The organism is Parvibaculum sp. (genome assembly GCF_049651025.1).
GTDB lineage: Bacteria > Pseudomonadota > Alphaproteobacteria > Parvibaculales > Parvibaculaceae > Parvibaculum.
Genome location: NZ_JBASBH010000066.1, coordinates 1 through 21692, shown reverse-complemented (window position 1 = coordinate 21692; position 21692 = coordinate 1). Strand labels below are relative to the sequence as shown.

The window sequence follows — 21692 nt, the reverse complement described above, 5'->3', positions numbered from 1 at the left end:
ATGAGTGCGAAGTCGCGATATTCGCCCCGAACATAATTCGGGCCCTGATAGCCAGGCGTCGGCTTCGCGGAAAGAATACGGCCGTTCCGCGCATCTACCCGAATATTGAAGGCCTTGCCGCGCCGGTCGAGACCGCGCACCAGATATGTCCCGCGCTTGTCCTTCATCGTGACAAGATCGAAATTCTGGTAGCCCTTGTTGCGCAATGCTGTCAGCACATCGAATACCGGCACGCCCGTCACTTCATAGCGCGGACGCAACTTCGTCAGCTGAGCCTGCGTGATCTTGCCGGTGAACGCGTCCGCTCTGGTAATGACGACATTGCCGCGATTGTTCACGCCCTCATACTCATAGACCTTCCCGTTCGCCGACAGTCTGGCGTCGACAAGCGTTGTATTGGTGCGCCGCTCAATATCGCGAACGACATTCGCCAGCGGGATGATGCGCCCGCGCTGCGGCTGATACCCGGCATAGTCGTTCGACATGCGCACGGTGAGCGTCGCAGACCCTGTCGAATATGTGGTCCCCTGATTTGACTGCGTATAAGGGGCCGCCTGCGCGACAACAGGCGCGGCGAACAATGCTGTACTCACGGCTGCCACTGCAAAAAAGGTCTTCATCTTGTCCCTCCAGAAGCGAAATATTTCGGACCTGTGTCCTTGAGCTGAAGAATGCCGCTTTGAGCCTGAACTCATACTGGAGGCAACGTTCATTCTTCATTCACATCGGCAAGAAAAGGGCCCCGACAGAGCGGGGCCCTCGAAGGCTACGGTAATATAATCAGTACCCGACGGAAAGGATCACGCCCGTATAGGCATTGATCGTCAGCATCACGATACGGCCGCGATAGTCGCGCGCGGGCACCCGGTAGTAGTGATCATAAAAGACCGGGCGGCCGAAATGGTGATAGCGACGGTTTTCGAGACCCGGACGCCAATAGCTGAAATCGCGGCGCTGCATGCGGCGATAGTCGCGGCGGTCATGGTCGCGGTCGCGGTTCCAGTTGCGGTTCGAGTCATGACCGCGACGTGCGTCGCTCTGGTAATGTCCACCGCGCTGGCCATCGCGATAGCTGTCAGCCTGGGCCGCCATGGGAAGCGCCGTCATCAGGGCAGCCGCAACACCGGCGAGAACAAGAAACTTTTTCATAGTCTGCCTCCTTGGCAAATGGACCGGAGATCGATCCTTGAGGGCGAGAATGCCTCGACGGTCCTGAACCCATGCTGGAACGCACGTTCATTGCCCGTTCAGAAACGAGAAGGTGAAGCGTCGGTTCCACGCAATGTTATGAAAAATGAAATGAAATGCCCGCTCACACGGCGCGAAGAGGCCGTCAGCCGCCGAGAAAGAGCCTGCCGACCTGCGGATCGTTCAACAGATCGGAACCGGGAGCGGCAAGCGCGACGCGCCCCGCCACCATCACATAGCCTATATCGGCAAATTCCAGCCCGCGCCGCGCATTCTGTTCGACCATGACGATGGTCTTGCCGTGAACGTCGCGAAGATCGGCAAGTATCTCAAAGACCATATCGATCATGCGCGGCTCAAGCCCGATCGATGGCTCGTCGACCAGCAGCACTTGCGGGTCCATGATCAGCGCGCGGCTGATCTCCAGCAGGCGCCGCTCGCCGCCGGACAAGACGCCTGCCCGCTCCCGCCTGCGCCTGGCGAGCCGGTCGTAACGCGCAAAAACGCGCTCCGCCGCTTCACGCGCCTGAACTCGATTGGCCAGCAGATATCCGCCCATCAGCAGATTTTCTTCGACCGTCATGTCGGGGAAGATCGAATTATCCTGAAGGATATAGGCGATCTTCGCATCCTTCAGCTTCGCGCTCGACGTGAGATGCGTAACATCCCGGCCAAGCGCCAGAATTTCTCCGCCCCGGATTTTCGTGAAGCCGAAAATCGAATGCAGCACGGTGGACTTGCCTGCACCGTTGGGGCCGACAAGGCACAGGCTCTTGCCGCGCCCGATAGCAAGATCGATCCCGTGCAGGATTTCCATATCGCCATAGCCCGCACGAAGCCCGCGCACCTGAAGAATGGGGTCGGGACCCGCCAGCGCCAGAATGGCTTCCCGCGCAACGCCGGGGCCAAACTCTTCCGCCTCACGCGCAACGTCGGCGGCCGAAAGCGAGGGCCCGACGCCGCCTTCCCCGTAACCGCCCGCGCGTTTGCGCTCTTCATCTCCCGGCCTGTCCACCATCACTGCGCTCCGAGATAGGCGTCGAGAACCCGCGGATCGTTGCGCACTTCGTCGGGCGTGCCGGACGCCAGAACCTTCCCATGCGCAAGGCAGGTAATGTGCTGCGCAAGGTTCATGATGACGCGCATATTGTGCTCGATCACAAGCAGCGTCACGCCAAGCTCTTCATTGGCGCGCTTCAGCCGGTCGATCAAACCGTTGATCAGCGTTGGGTTGATACCCGCCGTCGGCTCATCCAGCAAAAGAAGCTTCGGCTCGCTCATCAGCGCCATCGCAAATTCGAGCAGCTTTTGCTGGCCAAAGCTCAGGCGTCCGGCCTTGTGCAGGCGCTTCTCATGAAGCCCGACAAAGGCGAGCAGCTCATTCGCCCGCGTCTCGACGCCCCGCGCCCGCATGCGCAAAAGCGCGAAGACGCTGCCATGCGCATCGCGCGAACTGATCTGCATATTCTCCATGCAGGTCATCTCGCCATATATGCGCGTCTGCTGATAGGTGCGCATCAGCCCCGCTCTCGCAATGGGTCCGACGCGCAGCCGCGAAATCGGCGCGCCTTCAAAATAAATTTCGCCGCCATCGATGGGATGCGCGCCGGTGATGCAGCCAAAGACCGTCGTCTTGCCCGAGCCGTTCGGGCCGATGAGCCCGGCGATCTCGCCGGCCTTCACCTGAAATGAGATGCTGTCATTGGCAACCACGCCGCCAAAACGCTTCGTCACATTGCGAACTTCGAGAAGCATGCTCATGCGCGCTCCCCCGCCGCCTGTGCGCGCCGCGCCGCGATCCAGCCCATGATGCCTTGCGGGAAAAACAACACGATGAGCACGATCAGAACGCCGAGCGCCACGCGCTGCCAGCCGAGCAGATAGGTCCAGAACAATTCCTTGGTGATGTGAAATATCAGCGCGCCAATGACCGGCCCCCAAAGCGTGCCCTTGCCGCCGAGTATCGCCATCAGCACCATCCAGACGCCGAAGGTGGCGCCGGAAAAGGCGACGTCGCGGGGATCGATGAAGCCAAGCATATTGCCGGTAACACCGCCCGCGAGCCCGATGAAAAGCGCGGAGATCGCCCAGGCAACGGTCTTGATTGAAGTGGTGCGCAGACCCGTCGCCTCCGCCTTGTCCTCATCGTCGCGGATCGCATTCATGGCAAGGCCGAAGCGCGTTGCATAGAGCCAGCGCAGCGTCAGGAAGCATGATGCGGCAATGGCAAACATGACGAAGTAGAAAAACAGCTCACGCTGCCCAAGGCCGCCGGGATAGAGCGGCATGGCCATGCCGGAGCCCGCGCCCACATAGTCCCAGCCCGCCGCAATTTCGCCCGCCGCAATGCCGAGCCCCAATGTCGCAATCGCAAAGTAATGCCCGCGAATGCCGAGCAGCGCCGCACCGAAGACAAGCCCCGAAAGCATCGCAACGATGCCGCCGACGCAAAGACCAAGCGCCAGCGCCTCGTAATAGGGCAAGCCGCTATCGCGCTGTATGACCGCGCAGGCGTAACAGCCGATGCCGAAGAAGACGACATTGCCGAAGGAGTTGTACCCCATCTGCCCGCCCAGAACGTCCCACGTCTGTGCAAGCACGACCATCAGCCACAGAAAGGCAAGCTGCGTCGCAAGACCCGGCAAGATGAAAGGCGCGGCAAGCGAGAGCAGCCCAAGGCCGACAAGCAACGCCGGTTCGGGGATACGCTGCACCCTGTTTAGAATATTTTCGATCATGAGAGATAAGTTCTGCGTCGCGCCGCCCGCACGTTCCGCCAGATGAGGATCAGCACCATCAAGGCGAAGACGAAGGCGATCTGATATTCCGCGCCGAGCACGAAACCGGCAACGTTCTCCATCGCGCCGAGCCCGACACCCGCCGCAACAACGCCGCCGACATTCCCGAGACCGGCAACGACGACGATCATGAATGAGCGCACCGTGTAGGGCAGGCCGATATAGGGGTGAATGGTCCAGGCCATGACGGCAAGGCTCCCTGCCGCGCCGCAAAGCGCCGCATTGAGCCCATAGGTCAAGGCATAGACGCGGTCCGTATCGATGCCGAGGATATGCGCCGCACGCGGGTTCTGCGCCGTGGCGCGGATCGCCTGACCGAGCCGCGCGTAACGCAGGAAGAGCCACAAGGCGAGCCCGGTGACGAGCGCCAGCACGAAGGCGGCGATCTTGATCCATGCAAGCGTGACGGCGCCGTCCAGCATGTAGAAAGACCCCATGCCGGTATCGATGCTGCGCACATCCGAACCGAAGACCGTATTGGTCAATTGCTGAATGACAATGGAAAGCCCGAAGGTCGCGAGGATCGAGATAAAGAGATCCTTGTCCACGACGCGGAATATCACCGTTCGATAAAGCACCCAGCCCACACCAAACATGATGACGGACGCAGCAGGCAGTGCGGCCAATGAGGGCACACCGTGGTTCACGAAATAATAGGCGATGTACCCGCCCAGCATGACGAGTTCGCCCTGCACGATATTGACGATATTGAGCACGCCCCAGACGAGCGACATGCCATAGGCCGCCAGCGCGAATATCGCGCCGACAAGCAATCCGTTCAGCACGACATCAAGCGCGAATGACGGATTTTGTGCGAGCAGGAGAATATTATCAAACACTGGCAGGCTTACCTCTGGTCCCAATTGGGCGTCGGCGCGCGGAGTTTCGCTTCTGCCCATTTCTCGGGATAAACGACGACATATTTCCCATCCTGCACCTGATAGAGAATGGTCGGCTTGGCCACGTTCTTGCCCGTCTCATCGAACCTGATCGGGCCGTAGAAACTCTGCATATCGGTCTTCGACAGCGCATCGCGCACGGCCTTGGGATCGAGGCTGCCCGCCCTCGTGAAAGCCTCGGCAAATACCTGCACCGCCGCACTCGATTCCGCCGCCTGATAGGGCGCGGGCTCCTTGTAGGTCTTTTCATAAAGCGCGGCATAGTCGCTGGCCTTGCCGAACAGCGCGTCGGAATAAGCAAGCGACGGCGCCCATTGCGCAGCGCAGAGCGTGTACTCGGCAATCTTGCCGTATTTCTCCGCGATCTGCGCAGAGTCGCAATGCGTGGTCGCGAGCAAGGGCACGTTGACGCGCTGGTCCGCAATTTGACGTATCGCGGTCGCCGCGCCCTTTTCATGGCCCGAGACGATCAGAATATCCGGCTTCAGCAATTTGACCTTGGTCAGCGTCACCGACATGTCGTTGAGTTCAGGCGGCAACTTGTCGTCAACGACGATCTTCATGCCGAACTTTTTGGCATCGTCCGTCACGCCCGCACGCACATCCTGTGAAAAGGGATCGTTCTCGAAGGCGAGCGCAACCTTGAGCTTCGAGGGGTCGGCGGCGCGTGCGGCCGCAAGCTGCACCGCGCTTTTCAGATATTGGTCCGTCGTCGACAGCACGGCGAAGAGATATTTATAGCCCTTCTGGAAAAGCGAGATCGCCGCGCCATTCGCCTCGACCATCGGCACGCCATATTTTTCGGTGACCGGCGCCATGGCCTCCGTGAGGCCGGACGAATAAGGCCCGAGGAGATATTTGACGCCGTCCTGCTGGATCAGCCGCTCGGCAAGCTGCGCGCCGCGCGCGGGCGTGGACTCGTCGTCATAGTAAACGACTTCCAATTTGTAGGTCTTGTCGCCGACCTTGACGCCGCCGCGCTCGTTGATGCGCTTGACCGCAAGGTCGTAGCCGTTGCGCGTATAGACGCCATTGGAGGAATATTTCCCCGTCAGCGAAACGGCAGCGCCAAGCTTGATCGTCCCGGCATCCTCAGCATGCGCCGCACCAGCCGCGACGAGGAGCACGCCTGCGCCCAAAACCGCCGCCCTGATAGCCGTTCCGATTCTGGCCGCCATTTCTCGTCCCCCACTCCAAAAGCTTTGTCCGCCGATCTTGACGGGAAATCTCCCCGTCCCCATCTCCCCTCCATCGGACGCCGAATTATACGGGTCCGGTGTGGCGAGGTTGAGGGCCGGCCAGACGGCGGCATTAAAGCCTTTCGCCATGTGACTTACCATCGCTTTTGAAAAGGATGTCAGCACCATGAGAGGTTTCGATTTTTCCCCGCTTTATCGCTCCACCGTCGGCTTCGACCAGCTCCAGTCGCTGCTTGATTCCGTGACCCGCGAGGCGGGCACCCCAACCTATCCGCCCTATAATATCGAGCGTCTGGGCGAGAGCGACTACCGCATTTCCATGGCTGTCGCCGGCTTTGCCGAGAGCGACCTGTCTCTGGAAGTGAAACAGAACGTGCTCACCATTTCAGGCAAGCGCAACGAGCCCGAAGGCGTGAATTACCTTTATCAGGGCATTGCCGGGCGCAGCTTCGAGCGACGCTTCCAGCTCGCCGACCACGTCGAGGTCAAAGGCGCGAAGCTGGAGAACGGCCTGCTCCATGTCGATCTCGTACGCCAGATCCCCGAGCAGCTAAAGCCACGCCAGATTCCCATTACCGCGGCAACGCCCAAGGCAAAGGCGATTGAAGGCAGCCTCGCGGCAGCCGAGTAACGATCCGACGCCGGAGGAGCGCCCATGAGGGCGCTCCTCTTACGTCCCGGCGCGCAAATTCAGCACCACCTCGACGACACCCGGCTCGCCCTCCATGCGCTCGCGCCGGAAGCCGAGTTCCTCGCATAGTTCGAGCATCTGCGTATTCTCGCGCAACACATGGCCGAAGATTTCGCCCACTCCATGCGCGCTGGCATAGGCGATCAGGTGCGACATCAGCGCATATCCAAGCCCCACGCCCTGACGATCCGAGCGAACGAGAATTGCATATTCGGCGCGCTCCCGGTCCGGGTCTTCTGAAAGCCTCCCGACAGCGGCGATCTCGGAATAGCTCTCATCGGTGAAAACGACAAAGGCCATTTCGCGGTCATAGTCGATCTGCGTCAAACGCGCGGCGAGCTGGCGCGGCAAGCGCCGCAGCGGCGACAGGAACCGCATGCGCAGGTCTTCCGGGTCCGTATGGTCGAGCAGATCGTCGATAAGCGGCGAATCCTCCGGCTTGATCGGCCGCATGGGAAAGGCGCGGCCATCACGCGCCTTGAGAACACCCTCAAGATCGGAAGGATAGGGCATGATCGCAAAGCGGCTCGTCCCTTGCCCATGCGCGGGGCGAACGCGGACCCGCGCGTCAAGCGCGATGACGCCATGCTGGTCCGCCCATAGCGGATTGATGTCGAGCTCGCACACTTCCGGCAAATCCGCCGCGAGATCGCCAAGCGCCATCAGCGTGCCCGCAATCGCATCGAAATCGGCGGGCGGACGGCCCCGATAGCCTTCGAGCAAACTTGAAATGCGGGTGCGGCGGATAAGGTCTTCGGCAAGCACGCGGTTCAGTGGCGGCAGCGCCATAGCCTTGTCGCGAATGATCTCGACCGCCGTGCCGCCCTGCCCGAAGAGAAGCACCGGCCCGAAGGTCGCATCGTCGATAATGCCGAGGATAAGCTCGAAAGCGCTCGGACGGCTCACCATGCGCTGAACGGTAAATCCATCGACGCGTGCAGAAGGCGCAGTCTTCGTCACTTTTTCGAGCATTGTCTCTGCGGCCTTGCGCGCCGCATTGGCGCTTTCCAGACCAAGCGCCACGCCGCCGACATCCGTCTTATGCGTGATGTCACGCGAGAGAATTTTCAGCGCGACAGGAAACCCGATTTCATCGGCAACGCGCGCCGCCTCTTCAGCATCGCTCACGATGCGCGTTTCCACGATGGGAATGCCATAAGCATCCAGAAGCGCCTTCGCCTCCGCCTCGTTCAGCCATTCGCGTTTCTCGGCAAGCACCGTCTCCACGATCGCACGTGCCTTGGCGAGATCGCGGTCCGGCCACGCAGGACCGGCAGGCGGAATTTCCATCAGCAGACGCTGATTTCGCAGATAACGGATCTGAAGCATGAAGGCATGGATCGCCTGGTTCGGCATTTCATAGGTCGGAATCTTGCGGTCGAGGAAAACCTGACGCCCTGCCCGCGCGCCCTTATCACCCAGCCAACAGGTGAAAACGGGCTTTGAACTTTTCTCCGCCGCATCGGCGACCGCATGTGCCGCCGCCACATTGTCGACAACCGCCGTCGGGCAGTTCATCACCAGAACCGCATCGGTATTCGGATCGTTCAACAATTCCGAGATCGACGCCGTATAGCGCTCTGCCGAAGCATCCCCGATGATATCGACCGGATTGGCGCGGCTCCATGTGCGTGGCAAGACGGCGTCGAGCCTCGCGATCGTCTCGGGCGCAAGCTCGGCCATGCGTCCGCCTTCATCGATGACGAAATCTGTGGCGAGCACACCGACACCGCCGCCATTGGTGAGAATGGCAAGCCTGTTGCCGGCCAGCAGTTTCCGTTCAGGCCTTGTCGAAAGCGTCTCGACGGCGTCGAAAAGTTCTTCAATGCCGTTGACGCGCAGCATGCCCGCGCGCCTGAAAGCTGCCTGATAAACGGCGTCGGAACCTGCAAGCGCGCCTGTATGCGAGGCAGCCGCTTTTGCGGCGGCGGCATTGCGACCTGCCTTGATGACGATCACCGGCTTCAGTCGCGCCGCCTGCCGGGCCGCCGACATGAACTTGCGCGCGTGATAGATAGACTCGACATAGAGAAGGATGCTGCGCGTCTTTGGGTCTTGCGCGAGATAATCGAGCATGTCGCCGAAATCCACATCCGACATGCCGCCGAGCGACACGATATGCGAAAAGCCGATGCCCCGCGTCGTCGCCCAGTCGAGCATGGCAGTAACGACGGCGCCCGATTGCGAGACGAAAGCAATATCGCCCTTGAGCGGATTGAGATGCGCGAAGGAAGCGTTCAGCCCCAGACCCGGCACCATGACGCCGAGGCAATTGGGCCCGACGATACGCATCAATGTCGGCCTCGCGGCCTCCAGCATGCGCGCCTGCAAGGCCTTTCCCTCATCGCCCAGCTCGCCAAACCCGGCGGTGATGACGACAGCGGCCCTGGTGCCGCGCTTTGCAAGATCGCTGATGATGCCCGGCACGCTTTGAGGCGGCGTCGCAATAATGGCAAGGTCCGGCGCATTCGCCAGGGCGGCCACATCCGGCACGGTCTCGATGCCGCAAAGGTCCGATGCATGCGGATTGACTGCCGATACGACGCCTTCGAAACCCGCCGTCGTGAGATTTTGCAGCAGAACCCCGCCCACGCTCCCCGGCCTCGCACTTGCCCCGATCAAAGCCACCGAACGGGGCGCGAACATCTTGTCGAGGTTTCGGATTGTCATAAGCAGTCCCGTTCCCTGTATGCACTGGCGCGGCGGCGGCACCGACCCTACATTAGAAGGTGATCCGGTCCGACGCACCCTGCGTTTCGCCGCATTGAGTGAGGGAGCTTCATATGGCGACCGTGAAGAGTTGGATGCTCGACCGCTTGCTGCGCCTTCTGACCGCGCGGCCGCTCGATCCCCACGCCGATCCGCGCGTCATTCGCGAAAGGCTCAATCGACTGGCCGTGCGCTTTTCAGGCAAGACGCAGGGCGTCAATGTCGAGAAATTCGACCTTCAGGGCCTCCCCGCCGAATGGCTTGTTCCGCACACACCCGATCAGAACGGCACGCTGCTCTATCTGCATGGCGGGGGTTATGTGGTCTGCGGGCCCGACACGCATCGTCCCATGGTCGCCGCTCTGGCGCGAAACGCAAAGACGCGCGCTCTGGTCATCGACTACCGCCTTGCACCAGAACACCCCTTTCCCGCTGCGGTCGAGGATGCGCTCAAGGCCTATCGCTGGCTTGTCGCGCAAGGAACGCCACCGGAAAGCATCACCGTTGCGGGCGACAGCGCGGGCGGCGGCCTGACACTCGCATTGCTGCTTTCCTTGCGCGACGCAGGCGACCCGCTGCCTGCCGGCGCGGCGCTGCTGTCGCCCTGGACCGACCTGACAATGTCCGGCTGGACGCATGTCACCAATCGCAAGCGCGATCCGATGCTCTCGACGGAAGGCGCTTTGCTTGCCAGCCATCATTACCTCGCAGGCGCATCGCCAAGCGGTCCGCTGGCCTCGCCGCTTTACGGGCGCTTCGAAGGATTGCCGCCTTTGTTCATTCATGTCGGCGGCAATGAAATCTTGCTTGATGATTCATTAAGGCTCGCCGAGCGCGCACGGGCGGCAGGCGTCTCCGTCGAAATCAAGGTCTGGCCCGATCTGCCGCATGTATTCCAGGCCTTCCGCTTTCTCCCCGAAACCCGCGCTTCCCTGAGCCTCATCGGGGCCTTTCTGAAAGCCAGCATGGAACAGGGCGCCACCGCCCGTCAGGCCGCCGATTAGCGGGTCTTAGTCCTGCATTAACCGCCGCTATCGTAAAAAATCCTCTTGGAATGAAGCGGGGGCGAGTGGCCATGTCGCTCATCTTGCGAGCGGATTATCAGGGCATTGTGCCCGCATCGGGCGAGCGGACCGCGCCGGGCGCTCGGGCGGCGGCCCGGCCATGAGCAATCGCCGCGCGAATTTCCACTTCTCCCGCCTGTCGCGCGATTTCGCCGTGAAGTTCATGGTGATCTTCACGCTCCTGATCGCCGCTCAACTTGCCCTCGAATATCAACACGTGAAGCGCCTGCTCACCGAGCAGATTGCGCAACGGGCATCGACTGTTGCCGAAAACTTCACGCTGCATAGCGAGCTGGACAAGGGCTTTTCGCTGGCTGCGGCACAGCATCTTGCGGAAATGAAAGTGCACCGGCTGAAGGACCTGCGGGGCATTTATCTCGTCGACCTGCAATCGCACATCGTGGCAAGCGCCGAACGAAACCATGATCTGAGCGGCGCGGACATTCTCGACGACCCTTCCGTCCATGCCGCTCTCGCCCGCAGCTTTGACGATGGCACACCGCGCGGCGTCGATCTAACGGACCGCGGCGACCTGCCCGTCTGGGTTCATGTTGCCGCGCTGCCCTCGCTCGGTGTCAACGCTCTCATCGTCATCGACCTAGCAGCGGTGCGCGGCGAAATCGCGAATACATTGATCGCCTCGGCAGCCCGGCGCGTCGGCGTCATGTTCGTCCTGCTGATCACGATCTTCGCCATGATGCGGGGATGGGTGCTGCGCCCGCTTTCTCGCCTCGCCAGAGAGATTCAAAAAAGCAGCGAGACGGGACATTTCGAGCCGCCCGTCGATATGCCGAAAAACGAGATCGGCGCCCTTTCCAGCCTTTTCGGCGACGTCTTCAACAAGCTCGAGCAAACATTCGCAGAGAATGAACGGCTCGCTCAGGTCGCCAATGAAACCCACGCAGGCGTTCTGATCGCCGATGCCTCTGGCCGAATTATCTGGGCCAATGCGGGCTTCACACAAAAGACCGGCTTTGCACGCAATGAAATCGAGGGTCGCACGCCGGAGGAAATTCTCGATGGCGACGAGCATCTGATCGGCGCTATCAACATACTTGGCCAAAGCCTGCGCTTCGGCCTCGGCTGCAATGTCGAAACGTTCAACCACACGCGTTCGGGCCTGCCTTACTGGGCATCGATCGAAGTTCGGCCCATTCGTAATTTCGACAATGAGATCGAAAGCTTCATCGTCATCGAAACCGACATCACGCATATAAAAAATGCCGAGCGAGCGCTGAAGAAAAGCCAGAGCCAGACGGATGAGCGCGTGAAGGAGCTGCAGGCGACGCAGCGCGAGCTTGCCGCTGCCAAGGAAGCCGCCGAAAAGGCAAACCGCGCCAAATCCGATTTCCTCACCACCATGAGCCACGAAATCCGCACGCCGATGAACGGCGTCATCGGGCTTGCGGAGGTACTCCTGCAGGACAATCTGTCGGCCAGCCAGCGCAACCATGTGTCAATCATCAAGGGCTGCGGCGAAAGCCTGCTGACCATCGTCAACGATATTCTCGACCTCTCGAAACTCGAAGCCGGACGCCTGGAGCTTGATGCAAACGCCTGCTCGCCCCGCGAAGTGACCGCGTCTGTCATCGATCTCATGCGTGCGAGAGCCGAGGAGAAGGGTCTGGCAATCGGCTTTGCCGTCGCCGCCGACGTTCCCGATGAGATCCTGTGTGACGAAACGCGCTTGCGCCAAATCTTGCTCAACCTCGTCGGCAACGCCGTCAAATTCACCCAGACAGGTTCCGTCAATATCGATGTGACGGTCTCGTCCCTAGTCGATGAACGCCCGGCCCATCTCGATTTCATCGTCCGCGACACCGGCGCGGGAATTCCTGAAGGAACGCTGCCGAAACTTTTCAACCGCTTCACGCAGGCCACAACGGCCACGGCCCGCACCTATGGCGGCACGGGCCTGGGCCTTGCGATCAGCCGCGAGCTTGCGACATTGATGAACGGCACGATCGAAGTGACGAGCAAGATCGGAACGGGCACGAGCTTCAACCTGCGCATCCCCATCGAACGCGCGCAACAGCCCGTCGCCACGCCTGCGCCCATACCCGTATCGACGCCAGACGAAACGCCTGCACCTGACATGCAGCACAAGCTCAATGTGTTGCTTGCCGAGGACCAGCCGGTCAATCAGAAGCTGATGTCCGCCGTCATGGAACGTCTCGGCCACCGCCTGACGATTGCCAATAACGGCGTCGAAGCCGTTCGCGCGATGCGTGCAGAACGCTTCGATCTTGTTCTCATGGATATTCAGATGCCGGAACTCGACGGCATCCTGACGACGAAGGTCATACGAAGCGTCGACGAAGCATGGCGAAACACACCCATCGTGGCGCTGACGGCTCACGCGATGGAGAGCCACCGTGAGACCTATCTCGCGGCAGGCATGGATGGCTTCGTCTCAAAGCCCTTCCGCATGGAGGTTCTTGTCGGCGAAATGGCCCGCGTGCTCACCGGCGCGCAAGAGCAGCAGCCGGCTGCGCCGCAAGCTGCGACTTCGCAGCCCGCGCGAGGCGAAGCGGCCTTGTCGGACATGCTCGATGAACTGGAAAACCTGACCGTCTGAACAGAGAGCGGGCTAGTGGGTCAGCGCGTATAGCTTGGCGACAATGCGCTCGCCCGTCTCGCCGCCCGTGCCTGCGATATCGTTATCGCCGACCATCTTCAGAATCTTGATATGCGCGTGCACGATGTTGAGCGCGTCGACGGAGGTTCTGTCGCCGCTGCGGATATAGTCGCACAGCGATGCGCCGATGGATGTCACGAGATCGTAACCGAATGAGCCGCCCTGCCCTTTGACGTTATGCGCGATGGCGTGAATATCGTGCAGAACTTCGGCAGGCGACGCGCCGGTCTCAAGGCGCGACCAGATGCGCGCCAGCATGGTGGAATCCGCCATGAGCTGTTCGCGATAGCTGTCGCGAAGCGCCGCAACGGCTGCTTCCGCCGTCGCGATCATATCTTCATAGTTTACGGCTTTTTCGGCATTGGCCATGCAAGCCTCCCGGCTGTCCATCAGGCAGGCCAAGTTTAGGCAAGCAGGATTAATGAAATCTGAAGCGTGCGGTCACTCCCGCGCCGCCTTGAGAAAGGCGTCCACATCGCCCTCCGTCGTCGCAAATGAGGTGACAAGACGAACGGTGCGGCCATCCGCGCCATCGCCGCGCTTGGGCCAGGGATGAAAGGCAGCGCCCGCCGCCTTGAGCCGCGCGATAGTGGCGGGCGGAAGACGCACGAATATCTCGTTTGCCTCAACGGGGCTCGCAAGCGCGGCGCCCTGAAGCGCAGTCAACCCCGCCGCCAGACGCGCCGCCATGGCGTTGGCGTGACGCGCAAGACGAAGCCAGAGATCGCCCTCCAGATAGGCTTCAAGCTGCGCGGAGAGAAACCGCATCTTCGAAAAGAGATGGCCGCCCCGCTTGCGGCGGAAAGCGAAATCCACGGCCTTTGCGGGGTCGAAGAAAATCACCGCTTCCGCAGCAAGCGCACCGTTCTTCGTCGCGCCGAATGAGAGCACGTCGATCCCCGCCTTCCACGTCATCTCGGCAGGCGAGCAGCCTAGCGTGACAAGCGCGTTGGCGAAGCGCGACCCGTCCATATGAACGGCAAGCCCGCGCTCGCGGGCAAGGCGCGTGAGGCTGTCGAGTTCGGCGAGTGTGTAAATGGTGCCCGCTTCGGTCGACTGCGTCAGCGTCAGGCTTGCCGCCTGTACCTGATGAACATCTCCCGCCGGGTGCCGCGCGAGGATGGCGGCAAATGTCTTCGCATCTATCTTGCCATTCGCACCTTCAACACCGATGAGCTTCGCACCGCCCGAAAACATTTCCGGCGCGCCGCACTCGTCGACATTCACATGCGCTTCCTCATGGCAAAAGATCGCGCCGTAAGGCGGCGTCAACGTCGCAAGCGCCAGCGCATTTGCTGCCGTGCCTGTCGCCACGGGAAAAACCGCGACCTCATGCTCGAACACTTCGGCAAAGCGCCGCTCAAGTCCTTTCGTTATCTTATCGCCCCCATAGGAGGAGACAGCCCCGCCATTTGCCCGCGCAATCGCGTCGAGAATTTCAGGCGCTACGCCAAACGCATTGTCACTGGTGAAGATCATGATCGGGCCTCAGTCTTTCTTCGCGAACCACGCGACCTGTCACGCGACCGCCTCGACGCGCTCGGGATGGCCCGACCAGAACCATGCCATGCTTGGCCGCGAGAGGCCGAGCATCATGCCGCCAAGCGTACCGGGATGAAGCCATATCTGATCGGCGGGAAGATGAGCCGCGCGGCCCTCCGGCCTGTCGACGGTGAAGCCGACACCCTTGGCGCGAGCGCGATCCTCGATGAGCGACATTTTCGACGTCTCTGCAAAGGCCATGTAAAGGCTCTGACCGAAACGGCGGAAATAGCGCTCCATCGTCGTTCCCTCGACCGTCGGCGCAATGACTTCGAGCCGGTCGAGTTTGTTCTTTTCAAAAAGCGTCAGCGTGCCGCGATAACCGAAAAGCTCCGAGACGATTTCCGTATAGTTGCTCTCATCGAGACCAAGCAACTCGTTCATCTGCCGCGTCACCCCTTGCGTGTCGTCGGAAAGGATCGTCGCCTCATAAAGAAAATCGACATCGCCCACCACCGGCAAAGCCGCATCTTCGCTCAGCACCAGCCGCAAGCCCTTGATGCCCGTATCGGCCTCGCTGAGATGAAGCTGCCCGCCTTCGGCAAGAGGTGCTGCCTTTTTCGCGCGCAACCGCGCCGCGAGCCGGTCAAGCTCCGGCGTTGCCGCGCCCGCCGCATAAAGATGCGCGCCCCGCCGCCCGACCGCCTGCGCGACCGGCCCCGTGCCATCGGGCTCAAGAAATTCGATCCAGCCCGTGCCGATACGCAGCCGATGCCGCTTGGCGCCCAGCCCATCTACCCGATCTTGTCCTGCAGGCTCCGCCCCGAGAATATCGATCCAGCCGCGCGACGCAGCCGCCGCGTCATGAACCGCGATCTGCACCCGGTCGATCCGTGTGAGCATTGCATCCTCCCATTCAAGCTTTGGGAGAACCATGTCAGAGCGGAACCCAAGCCTCAAGCGCCGGGCACGGCCCGAACGTCTCTAATCACGGTGAATGGCAGGACGGCTTAACGCTTCCGCGACAAGGGCTGCGGCGGCAATATTGTTACATCGGACGGCAAAGCCTCGCCGCGCGCCCATATCGCGGCAAGGGCAGCATCGGCCTCGATGGGTCTGCACGGGCCGATATAATTCGATGAAACGATAAACGGACTCTGCTTGAACAGGCATGCGGAGAGATGCCGAAACAGATTCCCAGGAGACACGGGCTTGGCGATGACGGCATTTGCACCCGCATTCCACGCCGCCAGCACCATCTCCTTATCCGTATATGCCGAAACGAATATGATCGGCACACGGCGATTTATGCCATTTTCCAATCCACGAACGCGGCGAAGGAAATCGAGCCCGCTCATCGGCGCCATCATGCCGTCCACAAGCACAAGGTCGAAAGACATGGTGTCCATAAGCTCGATGGCATCAGCTGCGGCTGTGAATTCCCTGATATGGACAGCGCCGAAGCTCTTCAATATCTCGCGCAACAGAACGACCATATGCCGGTTGTCGTCGATGATCAGATATCGATAGCTGGAGAAATTCAGCTCGTCTTTTGCGCAAACATCCATCGGCGCCTTAACTGCTTCGCCCATCGCTCACTCCGATGATGACCATCAAGCCTTGCCGTCGCCGTTATTCACGACAACGAGATTTGTCTGCCGGATACGCCAGAAACGCATCACACGCTGCGCTGTCTCGATTGTCGTCTTGTCGAACATTTCCAGCATGTCTTTGAACTCCGCGTCGCTGCGCGGGCAGCCCGGCATGCCCATCTTCACGAAGGTCGCAAATGTGCTGCGATCGAAATCGCCCGCCCTGCAGGCGATAACCAGCCCCTCGCCGCTGCGATCATGGAGAATCCGCAGTGCCGTCGTTTCAGGAACTTTGACGAGACGCGCAAAGCCGACAATCAGTTCCGGTATGGATTTCCGCCGAAGAAGATCGACAAGAAGCGCGCGGTTCAGCCATCCGCCTTTCTGCATCCGGTCGACATATTCGCGCGCCCGGACATGAAGAGGGTCTTCTTTCCTAGGTGACGCGCGTGAATCGAGATCGGGTTCTATTTTGAGTTTCCCAAGCGTCGATGGATCGACCTTGGAAATCACCTGAACGATTTGCCGCCGCAGGGCGGGCGAAACGAACCAGAACATGTCCTGAAGCATTTCAACGGGCATATCGCAACGCGCAACAAGCGGGGCCTGAAGGCGCGGATCGTTTGCCGATCGGCTGATGGCTCTTTGCATCGTTACACGCGCAATATTGGCGCTCTCGTTTTCGAGAAGGGCTTGCACAGCCTCAGCCTGACCGTCTTCGACGAGAACGTCGGAGACGCATACGCTCAGCCCGTCTCGCCTGGCGACGCTCGCCTGATGCGCGCCGCCGCTGGAACGCACAATCTCGATCAGATCGACGTCGCTGAGAGAAGGATTTCGCTCCAATATTGGAGATGCAACGACAATATCGTCAGTGGCAAGCTGCCTGATAACCTTGCGCGGCGCCGCTTTCATATCGGCGAGCCGCTCTGCCAGATCGGCGCGCGTCTGCGCATCCAACGATAGCGCTATGTGCGAGATGATGTCTCCGAAGCACTCCTGCTCCGTATCGGAATAACCTTCCGGATCAACGAGAAAGATGTCGGTAATCTCTCTGAGAAGTTGCCGCCGCTTCTCGCTGGATTGCTCACCCGCAAGCTGAAGTAAATGTTTCGCTTTACTAAGTCCTGACATAGCCAATACCGCCAAAGCGTCTCTACCAAGTCAGAAAATAACGTGGAAATATTAATATTTCGCAATCTTGGAATATATAGAAAAAGAATTCGACTTAAATTGATCATTTTATGATGCAATCTTCATTTGATATTTGATCTGAATTCACTATTTTATCCAGAAATTTCAATATATATTTTCGAATATAAATCTCATTACTTGGTATTCAGAAGACCATTACTGTAAATCCTGCCGATCCGGAGAAATTCAGGGATCAATCCGCCATTCGTGACAGTCCATTGTTACGCATCGCCCTTCCGCGCCTGCCCGGAGAGATGGATCGTCGTTGCTTCCGAAAACAGCCGAACGCCCGCTGAATTCCCGGACCGCATCCATAAATTCGGCAATCTCCCCCATAACCCATTGGCATATTTGGGAAATTTTTAGGTCAGCAACCCTGTCTTATTTACTTGATTCCGAAACTGGCTTCCTGCATATTCATTTCTGCCGGGATGGCGAGACCAGACTGGCAAGATCGACCGTCCTTTCGTAAGCCCGCCCACCAGTGCTGGCAGGGCTTCAGGGATGATGGCCGTCAACGTTCGGCAAGGCCCGCGCAACGAGCTTTGCAGTGCGATGCATGCTCGGGCGAACCCCGGCATGCCGACAAATTTGCGACTAGGCGTACGGTCCGTAAGCGTTCCGCGCCCCAAGGCTCGAAGGGTTATCCCTGAAGGCTCACGGGACGCATCGACGTGGACGGAGAAACGGAGACATCCTGTCTCCCCGACGAACCGGCAGACAGGGCATATAAAAGGACTATACGGTTATGACGGAGAAGCGGGTAGCGACGCGCCAGGCAACTGGTGAAGCGTCGCACCCTGCGGGGCTCCCCGCCGCGCAGGGTCTGTACGACCCCCGGAACGAGCACGATGCCTGCGGCATCGGCTTTGTAGCAAACATTCATAACCGAAAATCGCACAAGATCGTTGAGGACGGTCTCAGGATTCTAGAAAATCTTGAGCATCGCGGCGCCGTGGGCGCGGACCCGAAGGCCGGTGACGGCGCGGGTATCCTTATTCAGATCCCGGACGGATTTTTCCGCGACGAGGCGAAGCGGCTCGGCTTTGCGCTGCCGCCTGAGGGTCAATATGCGGTCGGCCATTTCTTCCTGCCGCGCGACGAAGCGGAGCGGGCAAAAATCGTCGCGCTCACTGAAAAGCTGATCGCCGAAGAAGGCCAGATTTTCCTCGGCTGGCGCGATGTGCCTGTCGACAATTCGGATCTCGGTTATTCGGTCAAGCCGACGGAGCCTTACCACGCACAGGTTTTCGTGGGGCAAGGACCGGCGATCAAGGACCAGAACCATTTCGAGCGTAAGCTTTTCGTCATCCGCAAGCGCATCTTCAATACGCTTTATGCAGAAGGCTCAAAGAAGATTCCGCGCGGGCTTTACATCCCCTCCTTCTCCTCGCGCACCATCGTCTACAAGGGCATGCTGCTCGCCGCGCAGGTCGGTTCCTACTACAAGGACCTGCACGATCCGCGCATGGTGACGGCGCTTGCACTGGTGCATCAGCGCTTCTCCACCAACACGTTCCCGACATGGAGTCTCGCCCATCCCTTCCGCATGATCTGCCACAATGGCGAGATCAACACGGTGCGCGGCAACACGAACTGGATTCAGGCGCGCTACTCTTCGATGAAGTCGGAGATACTCGGCGACGATCTGAAGAAGCTCTGGCCGATTGCGGTCGATGGCCAGTCGGACACGGCATGCTTCGACAATGCGCTCGAACTGCTCGTCATGGGCGGCTATTCGCTGAGCCACGCCATGATGATGCTGATCCCTGAAGCATGGGCGGGCAATCCGCTGATGGATGAGGATCGCCGCGCCTTCTACGAGTATCACGCAGCCCTGATGGAGCCTTGGGACGGTCCGGCCGCCATTGCCTTCACGGATGGCCGCCAGATCGGCGCGACGCTGGACCGCAACGGGCTTCGCCCCGCGCGCTACTTCGTCACCGACGAAGGCAATGTCGTCATGGCCTCGGAAATGGGCGTGCTGCCGGTTCCCGAAGAATCGATCGTCGAGAAGTGGCGCCTACAGCCCGGCAAGATGCTGCTCATCGACCTTGAGGAAAAGCGCATCATCTCCGACGACGAGGTGAAGGCGAAGCTCTCGAAGCTGCACCCCTATCAGCAATGGCTCGACCGCACCCAGATCGTGCTCGAAGACATGCCATCGCCCAAGAAGGGGGTAGCAGAAAAGCCTGCGCGCGAAACCGCGCTGCTCGATCTGCAGCAGGCCTTTGGCTATACGCAGGAAGACCTGAAGTTCCTGATGACGCCGATGGCGATCGAAGGACAGGAAGCTGTCGGCTCGATGGGCACAGACACGCCCATCTCCGCGCTCTCGCGCCATTCGAAGTCGCTCTTCAGCTATTTCAAGCAGAACTTCGCGCAGGTGACGAACCCGCCGATCGATCCGATCCGCGAAGAACTGGTGATGTCGCTCGTCTCCTTCATCGGCCCGCGCCCGAACCTGCTCGACCTGACGGGCCTGTCGACGGTGAAGCGCCTCGAAGTGCGCCAGCCCATTCTGACCAATGACGACCTCGAAAAGATCCGCATGATCGGCGGCGTGGCGGATAATCACTTCCGCTCCGAAACGCTCGACATTACCTATCAGGCCGAACGCGGCTCGGCGGCGATGGAAGCAATGCTCGACCGGCTTTGCGAACGCGCCGAAGAAGCCGTGCGCAAGGGCGTCAACATCATCATCCTGTCGGACCGCATGGTCTCGGCGGAGCGCATGGCGATCCCCTCGCTGCTCGCGACATCCGCCGTGCATCACCATCTGATCCGCACAGGGCTTCGCACCTCTGTCGGCCTCGTCGTCGAAACAGGCGAAGCGCGCGAAGTGCATCACTTCGCCTGCCTTGCAGGCTTTGGCGCCGAAGCGATCAACCCCTATCTCGCCTTCGAGACGCTGGAGCATATGCTGCCGTCGCTCGGCGACGGACTGACCGCTTACGAGGCCAACAAGCGCTTCATCAAGGCAGTCGACAAGGGCTTGCTCAAGGTCATGTCCAAGATGGGCATCTCCACCTATCAGTCCTATTGCGGCGCGCAGATCTTCGACGCGATCGGCCTCAACTCCGAATTCGTGAAGAAGTATTTCACCGGCACGGCAACGCCCATCGAAGGCGTGGGCTGTGCGGAGATTGCGGAAGAAAACTTCCGTCGCCACCACCTCGCCTTCAGCAACGCGCCCGTCCTGAAGAACGCGCTCGAAGTCGGCGGCGAATATGCCTTCCGTTTCCGCGGTGAAGAACATGCATGGACGGCAGACTCGGTGCGCGACCTGCAACATGCCGTGCGCGGCAACAGCCAGGACAAGTATCGCGAGTTTGCAAAGCGCATCAACGAACAGGGCGAGCGCCTGCTGACGATCCGCGGCCTCTTCGACATCAAGACTGCGGAAGAAGACGGCCGCAAGCCTGTGTCGATTGACGAGGTGGAACCGGCTGTCGACATCGTCAAGCGTTTCGCAACCGGCGCCATGTCCTATGGCTCCATCAGCCGCGAAGCGCATACGACGCTCGCCATTGCGATGAACCGCATCGGCGGCCGTTCGAACACGGGCGAAGGCGGCGAGGAAGTGGACCGCTTCACGCCAATGGCCAATGGCGACTCGATGCGCTCGGCCATCAAACAGGTCGCTTCCGGGCGTTTCGGCGTGACGACGGAATATCTCGTCAACTCCGACATGATGCAGATCAAGATGGCGCAGGGCGCAAAGCCCGGCGAAGGCGGACAATTGCCCGGCCATAAGGTCGACGCGACCATCGCCAAGGTGCGCCACTCGACGCCGGGCGTGGGCCTCATCTCCCCGCCCCCGCATCACGACATCTATTCGATCGAAGACCTGGCCCAGTTGATCTTCGACCTGAAGAACACGAACCCCGACGGGCTCGTGAGCGTGAAGCTCGTCTCCGAAGTCGGCGTCGGCACGGTTGCCGCCGGCGTTTCGAAGGCGCGCGCCGATCACGTCACCATTTCAGGCTTTGAAGGCGGCACGGGTGCCTCCCCGCTTACCTCGATCAAGCATGCCGGCAGCCCCTGGGAAATCGGCCTTGCCGAAACGCACCAGACGCTGGTGATGAACCGGTTGCGCAGCCGCATCACCGTGCAGGTCGATGGCGGGTTGCGCACGGGTCGCGATGTCATCATCGGCGCCCTTCTCGGCGCTGACGAGTTCGGCTTTGCCACCGCGCCGCTGATCGCGGCAGGCTGCATCATGATGCGCAAGTGCC

General features: G+C 60.3%; 16 protein-coding genes and 1 pseudogene. 4 read left to right on the top strand and 13 right to left on the bottom strand.

Annotated features, from left to right (window positions below):
- From WA943_RS09220 to WA943_RS09190, 7 genes and pseudogenes are all read right to left on the bottom strand, one after another.
- Positions 1-620, bottom strand: a pseudogene (locus WA943_RS09220) (hypothetical protein); the annotation flags it as partial.
- 160 nt (positions 621-780) lie between these two features.
- On the bottom strand, positions 781-1149 hold the full coding sequence (locus WA943_RS09215; RefSeq protein ID WP_424469579.1) for a hypothetical protein: 369 nt from the start codon (positions 1147-1149) through the stop codon (positions 781-783).
- A 184-nt stretch (positions 1150-1333) separates the two neighbouring features.
- The gene (locus WA943_RS09210) at positions 1334-2206 is read right to left on the bottom strand and encodes an ABC transporter ATP-binding protein (RefSeq protein WP_424469578.1); all 873 of its coding nucleotides are present in this window, start codon (positions 2204-2206) and stop codon (positions 1334-1336) included.
- A complete protein-coding gene (locus WA943_RS09205) occupies positions 2206-2949 on the bottom strand; it encodes an ABC transporter ATP-binding protein (protein ID WP_424469577.1) in 744 nt (247 codons plus the stop codon). Before WA943_RS09205 ends, WA943_RS09210 begins: the two co-directional genes overlap by 1 nt.
- Positions 2946-3926, bottom strand: coding sequence for a branched-chain amino acid ABC transporter permease (locus WA943_RS09200; RefSeq protein WP_424469576.1), 981 nt, complete (start codon positions 3924-3926; stop codon positions 2946-2948). Before WA943_RS09200 ends, WA943_RS09205 begins: the two co-directional genes overlap by 4 nt.
- Positions 3923-4825 carry a branched-chain amino acid ABC transporter permease gene (locus WA943_RS09195; protein WP_424469575.1) on the bottom strand — a complete coding sequence of 301 codons (903 nt, stop codon included), beginning with the start codon at positions 4823-4825 and terminating at the stop codon, positions 3923-3925. The genes WA943_RS09200 and WA943_RS09195 overlap by 4 nt, the downstream gene beginning before the upstream one ends.
- A gap of 8 nt (positions 4826-4833) precedes the next feature.
- On the bottom strand, positions 4834-6063 hold the full coding sequence (locus WA943_RS09190) for an amino acid ABC transporter substrate-binding protein (RefSeq protein ID WP_424469574.1): 1230 nt from the start codon (positions 6061-6063) through the stop codon (positions 4834-4836).
- Between the two features lie 187 nt (positions 6064-6250).
- Here WA943_RS09190 and WA943_RS09185 point away from each other — a divergent pair, with 187 nt between their 5' ends.
- Positions 6251-6715 carry an Hsp20 family protein gene (locus WA943_RS09185; protein ID WP_424469573.1) on the top strand — a complete coding sequence of 155 codons (465 nt, stop codon included), beginning with the start codon at positions 6251-6253 and terminating at the stop codon, positions 6713-6715.
- Between the two features lie 39 nt (positions 6716-6754).
- Here WA943_RS09185 and WA943_RS09180 read toward each other — a convergent pair whose 3' ends face one another.
- On the bottom strand, positions 6755-9445 hold the full coding sequence (locus tag WA943_RS09180; RefSeq protein ID WP_424469572.1) for a GNAT family N-acetyltransferase: 2691 nt from the start codon (positions 9443-9445) through the stop codon (positions 6755-6757).
- 113 nt (positions 9446-9558) lie between these two features.
- On the opposite strand from WA943_RS09180, the gene WA943_RS09175 reads away from it, so the two are divergent.
- Together WA943_RS09175 and WA943_RS09170 are read left to right on the top strand one after the other, a co-directional pair.
- Positions 9559-10488, top strand: coding sequence for an alpha/beta hydrolase (locus WA943_RS09175; RefSeq protein WP_424469571.1), 930 nt, complete (start codon positions 9559-9561; stop codon positions 10486-10488).
- A 160-nt stretch (positions 10489-10648) separates the two neighbouring features.
- Positions 10649-13126 carry an ATP-binding protein gene (locus WA943_RS09170; protein ID WP_424469570.1) on the top strand — a complete coding sequence of 826 codons (2478 nt, stop codon included), beginning with the start codon at positions 10649-10651 and terminating at the stop codon, positions 13124-13126.
- Positions 13127-13138: 12 nt separating this feature from the next.
- Here WA943_RS09170 and WA943_RS09165 read toward each other — a convergent pair whose 3' ends face one another.
- The 5 genes from WA943_RS09165 to WA943_RS09145 all read right to left on the bottom strand — a co-directional run bounded on the left by WA943_RS09165 (position 13139) and on the right by WA943_RS09145 (position 17394).
- On the bottom strand, positions 13139-13555 hold the full coding sequence (locus WA943_RS09165) for a hypothetical protein (protein ID WP_424469569.1): 417 nt from the start codon (positions 13553-13555) through the stop codon (positions 13139-13141).
- 72 nt (positions 13556-13627) lie between these two features.
- A complete protein-coding gene (locus tag WA943_RS09160) occupies positions 13628-14665 on the bottom strand; it encodes a threonine aldolase family protein (RefSeq protein ID WP_424469568.1) in 1038 nt (345 codons plus the stop codon).
- 39 nt (positions 14666-14704) lie between these two features.
- On the bottom strand, positions 14705-15571 hold the full coding sequence (locus WA943_RS09155; RefSeq protein WP_424469567.1) for a VOC family protein: 867 nt from the start codon (positions 15569-15571) through the stop codon (positions 14705-14707).
- Between the two features lie 107 nt (positions 15572-15678).
- Positions 15679-16260, bottom strand: coding sequence for a response regulator (locus WA943_RS09150; RefSeq protein WP_424469566.1), 582 nt, complete (start codon positions 16258-16260; stop codon positions 15679-15681).
- 21 nt (positions 16261-16281) lie between these two features.
- Positions 16282-17394, bottom strand: coding sequence for a DUF2336 domain-containing protein (locus WA943_RS09145; RefSeq protein ID WP_424469565.1), 1113 nt, complete (start codon positions 17392-17394; stop codon positions 16282-16284).
- Between the two features lie 808 nt (positions 17395-18202).
- Between WA943_RS09145 and gltB the strand changes: the two genes are divergently transcribed.
- Positions 18203-21692: glutamate synthase large subunit (gene gltB / locus WA943_RS09140; protein ID WP_424469564.1), on the top strand; the 3490-nt coding region annotated here is incomplete at its 3' end.

Excerpts from the sequence above, each read along its gene's own strand:
- WA943_RS09215 (WP_424469579.1), bottom strand. The coding sequence starts at position 1,149 with ATGAAAAAGTTTCTTGTTCTCGCCGGTGTTGCGGCTGCCCTGATGACG.
- WA943_RS09210 (WP_424469578.1), bottom strand. The coding sequence starts at position 2,206 with ATGGTGGACAGGCCGGGAGATGAAGAGCGCAAACGCGCGGGCGGTTAC.
- WA943_RS09205 (WP_424469577.1), bottom strand. The coding sequence starts at position 2,949 with ATGAGCATGCTTCTCGAAGTTCGCAATGTGACGAAGCGTTTTGGCGGC.
- WA943_RS09200 (WP_424469576.1), bottom strand. The coding sequence starts at position 3,926 with ATGATCGAAAATATTCTAAACAGGGTGCAGCGTATCCCCGAACCGGCG.
- WA943_RS09190 (WP_424469574.1), bottom strand. The coding sequence starts at position 6,063 with ATGGCGGCCAGAATCGGAACGGCTATCAGGGCGGCGGTTTTGGGCGCA.
- WA943_RS09185 (WP_424469573.1), top strand. The coding sequence starts at position 6,251 with ATGAGAGGTTTCGATTTTTCCCCGCTTTATCGCTCCACCGTCGGCTTC.
- WA943_RS09180 (WP_424469572.1), bottom strand. The coding sequence starts at position 9,445 with ATGACAATCCGAAACCTCGACAAGATGTTCGCGCCCCGTTCGGTGGCT.
- WA943_RS09175 (WP_424469571.1), top strand. The coding sequence starts at position 9,559 with ATGGCGACCGTGAAGAGTTGGATGCTCGACCGCTTGCTGCGCCTTCTG.
- WA943_RS09170 (WP_424469570.1), top strand. The coding sequence starts at position 10,649 with ATGAGCAATCGCCGCGCGAATTTCCACTTCTCCCGCCTGTCGCGCGAT.
- WA943_RS09165 (WP_424469569.1), bottom strand. The coding sequence starts at position 13,555 with ATGGCCAATGCCGAAAAAGCCGTAAACTATGAAGATATGATCGCGACG.
- WA943_RS09160 (WP_424469568.1), bottom strand. The coding sequence starts at position 14,665 with ATGATCTTCACCAGTGACAATGCGTTTGGCGTAGCGCCTGAAATTCTC.
- WA943_RS09155 (WP_424469567.1), bottom strand. The coding sequence starts at position 15,571 with ATGCTCACACGGATCGACCGGGTGCAGATCGCGGTTCATGACGCGGCG.
- WA943_RS09150 (WP_424469566.1), bottom strand. The coding sequence starts at position 16,260 with ATGGGCGAAGCAGTTAAGGCGCCGATGGATGTTTGCGCAAAAGACGAG.
- WA943_RS09145 (WP_424469565.1), bottom strand. The coding sequence starts at position 17,394 with ATGTCAGGACTTAGTAAAGCGAAACATTTACTTCAGCTTGCGGGTGAG.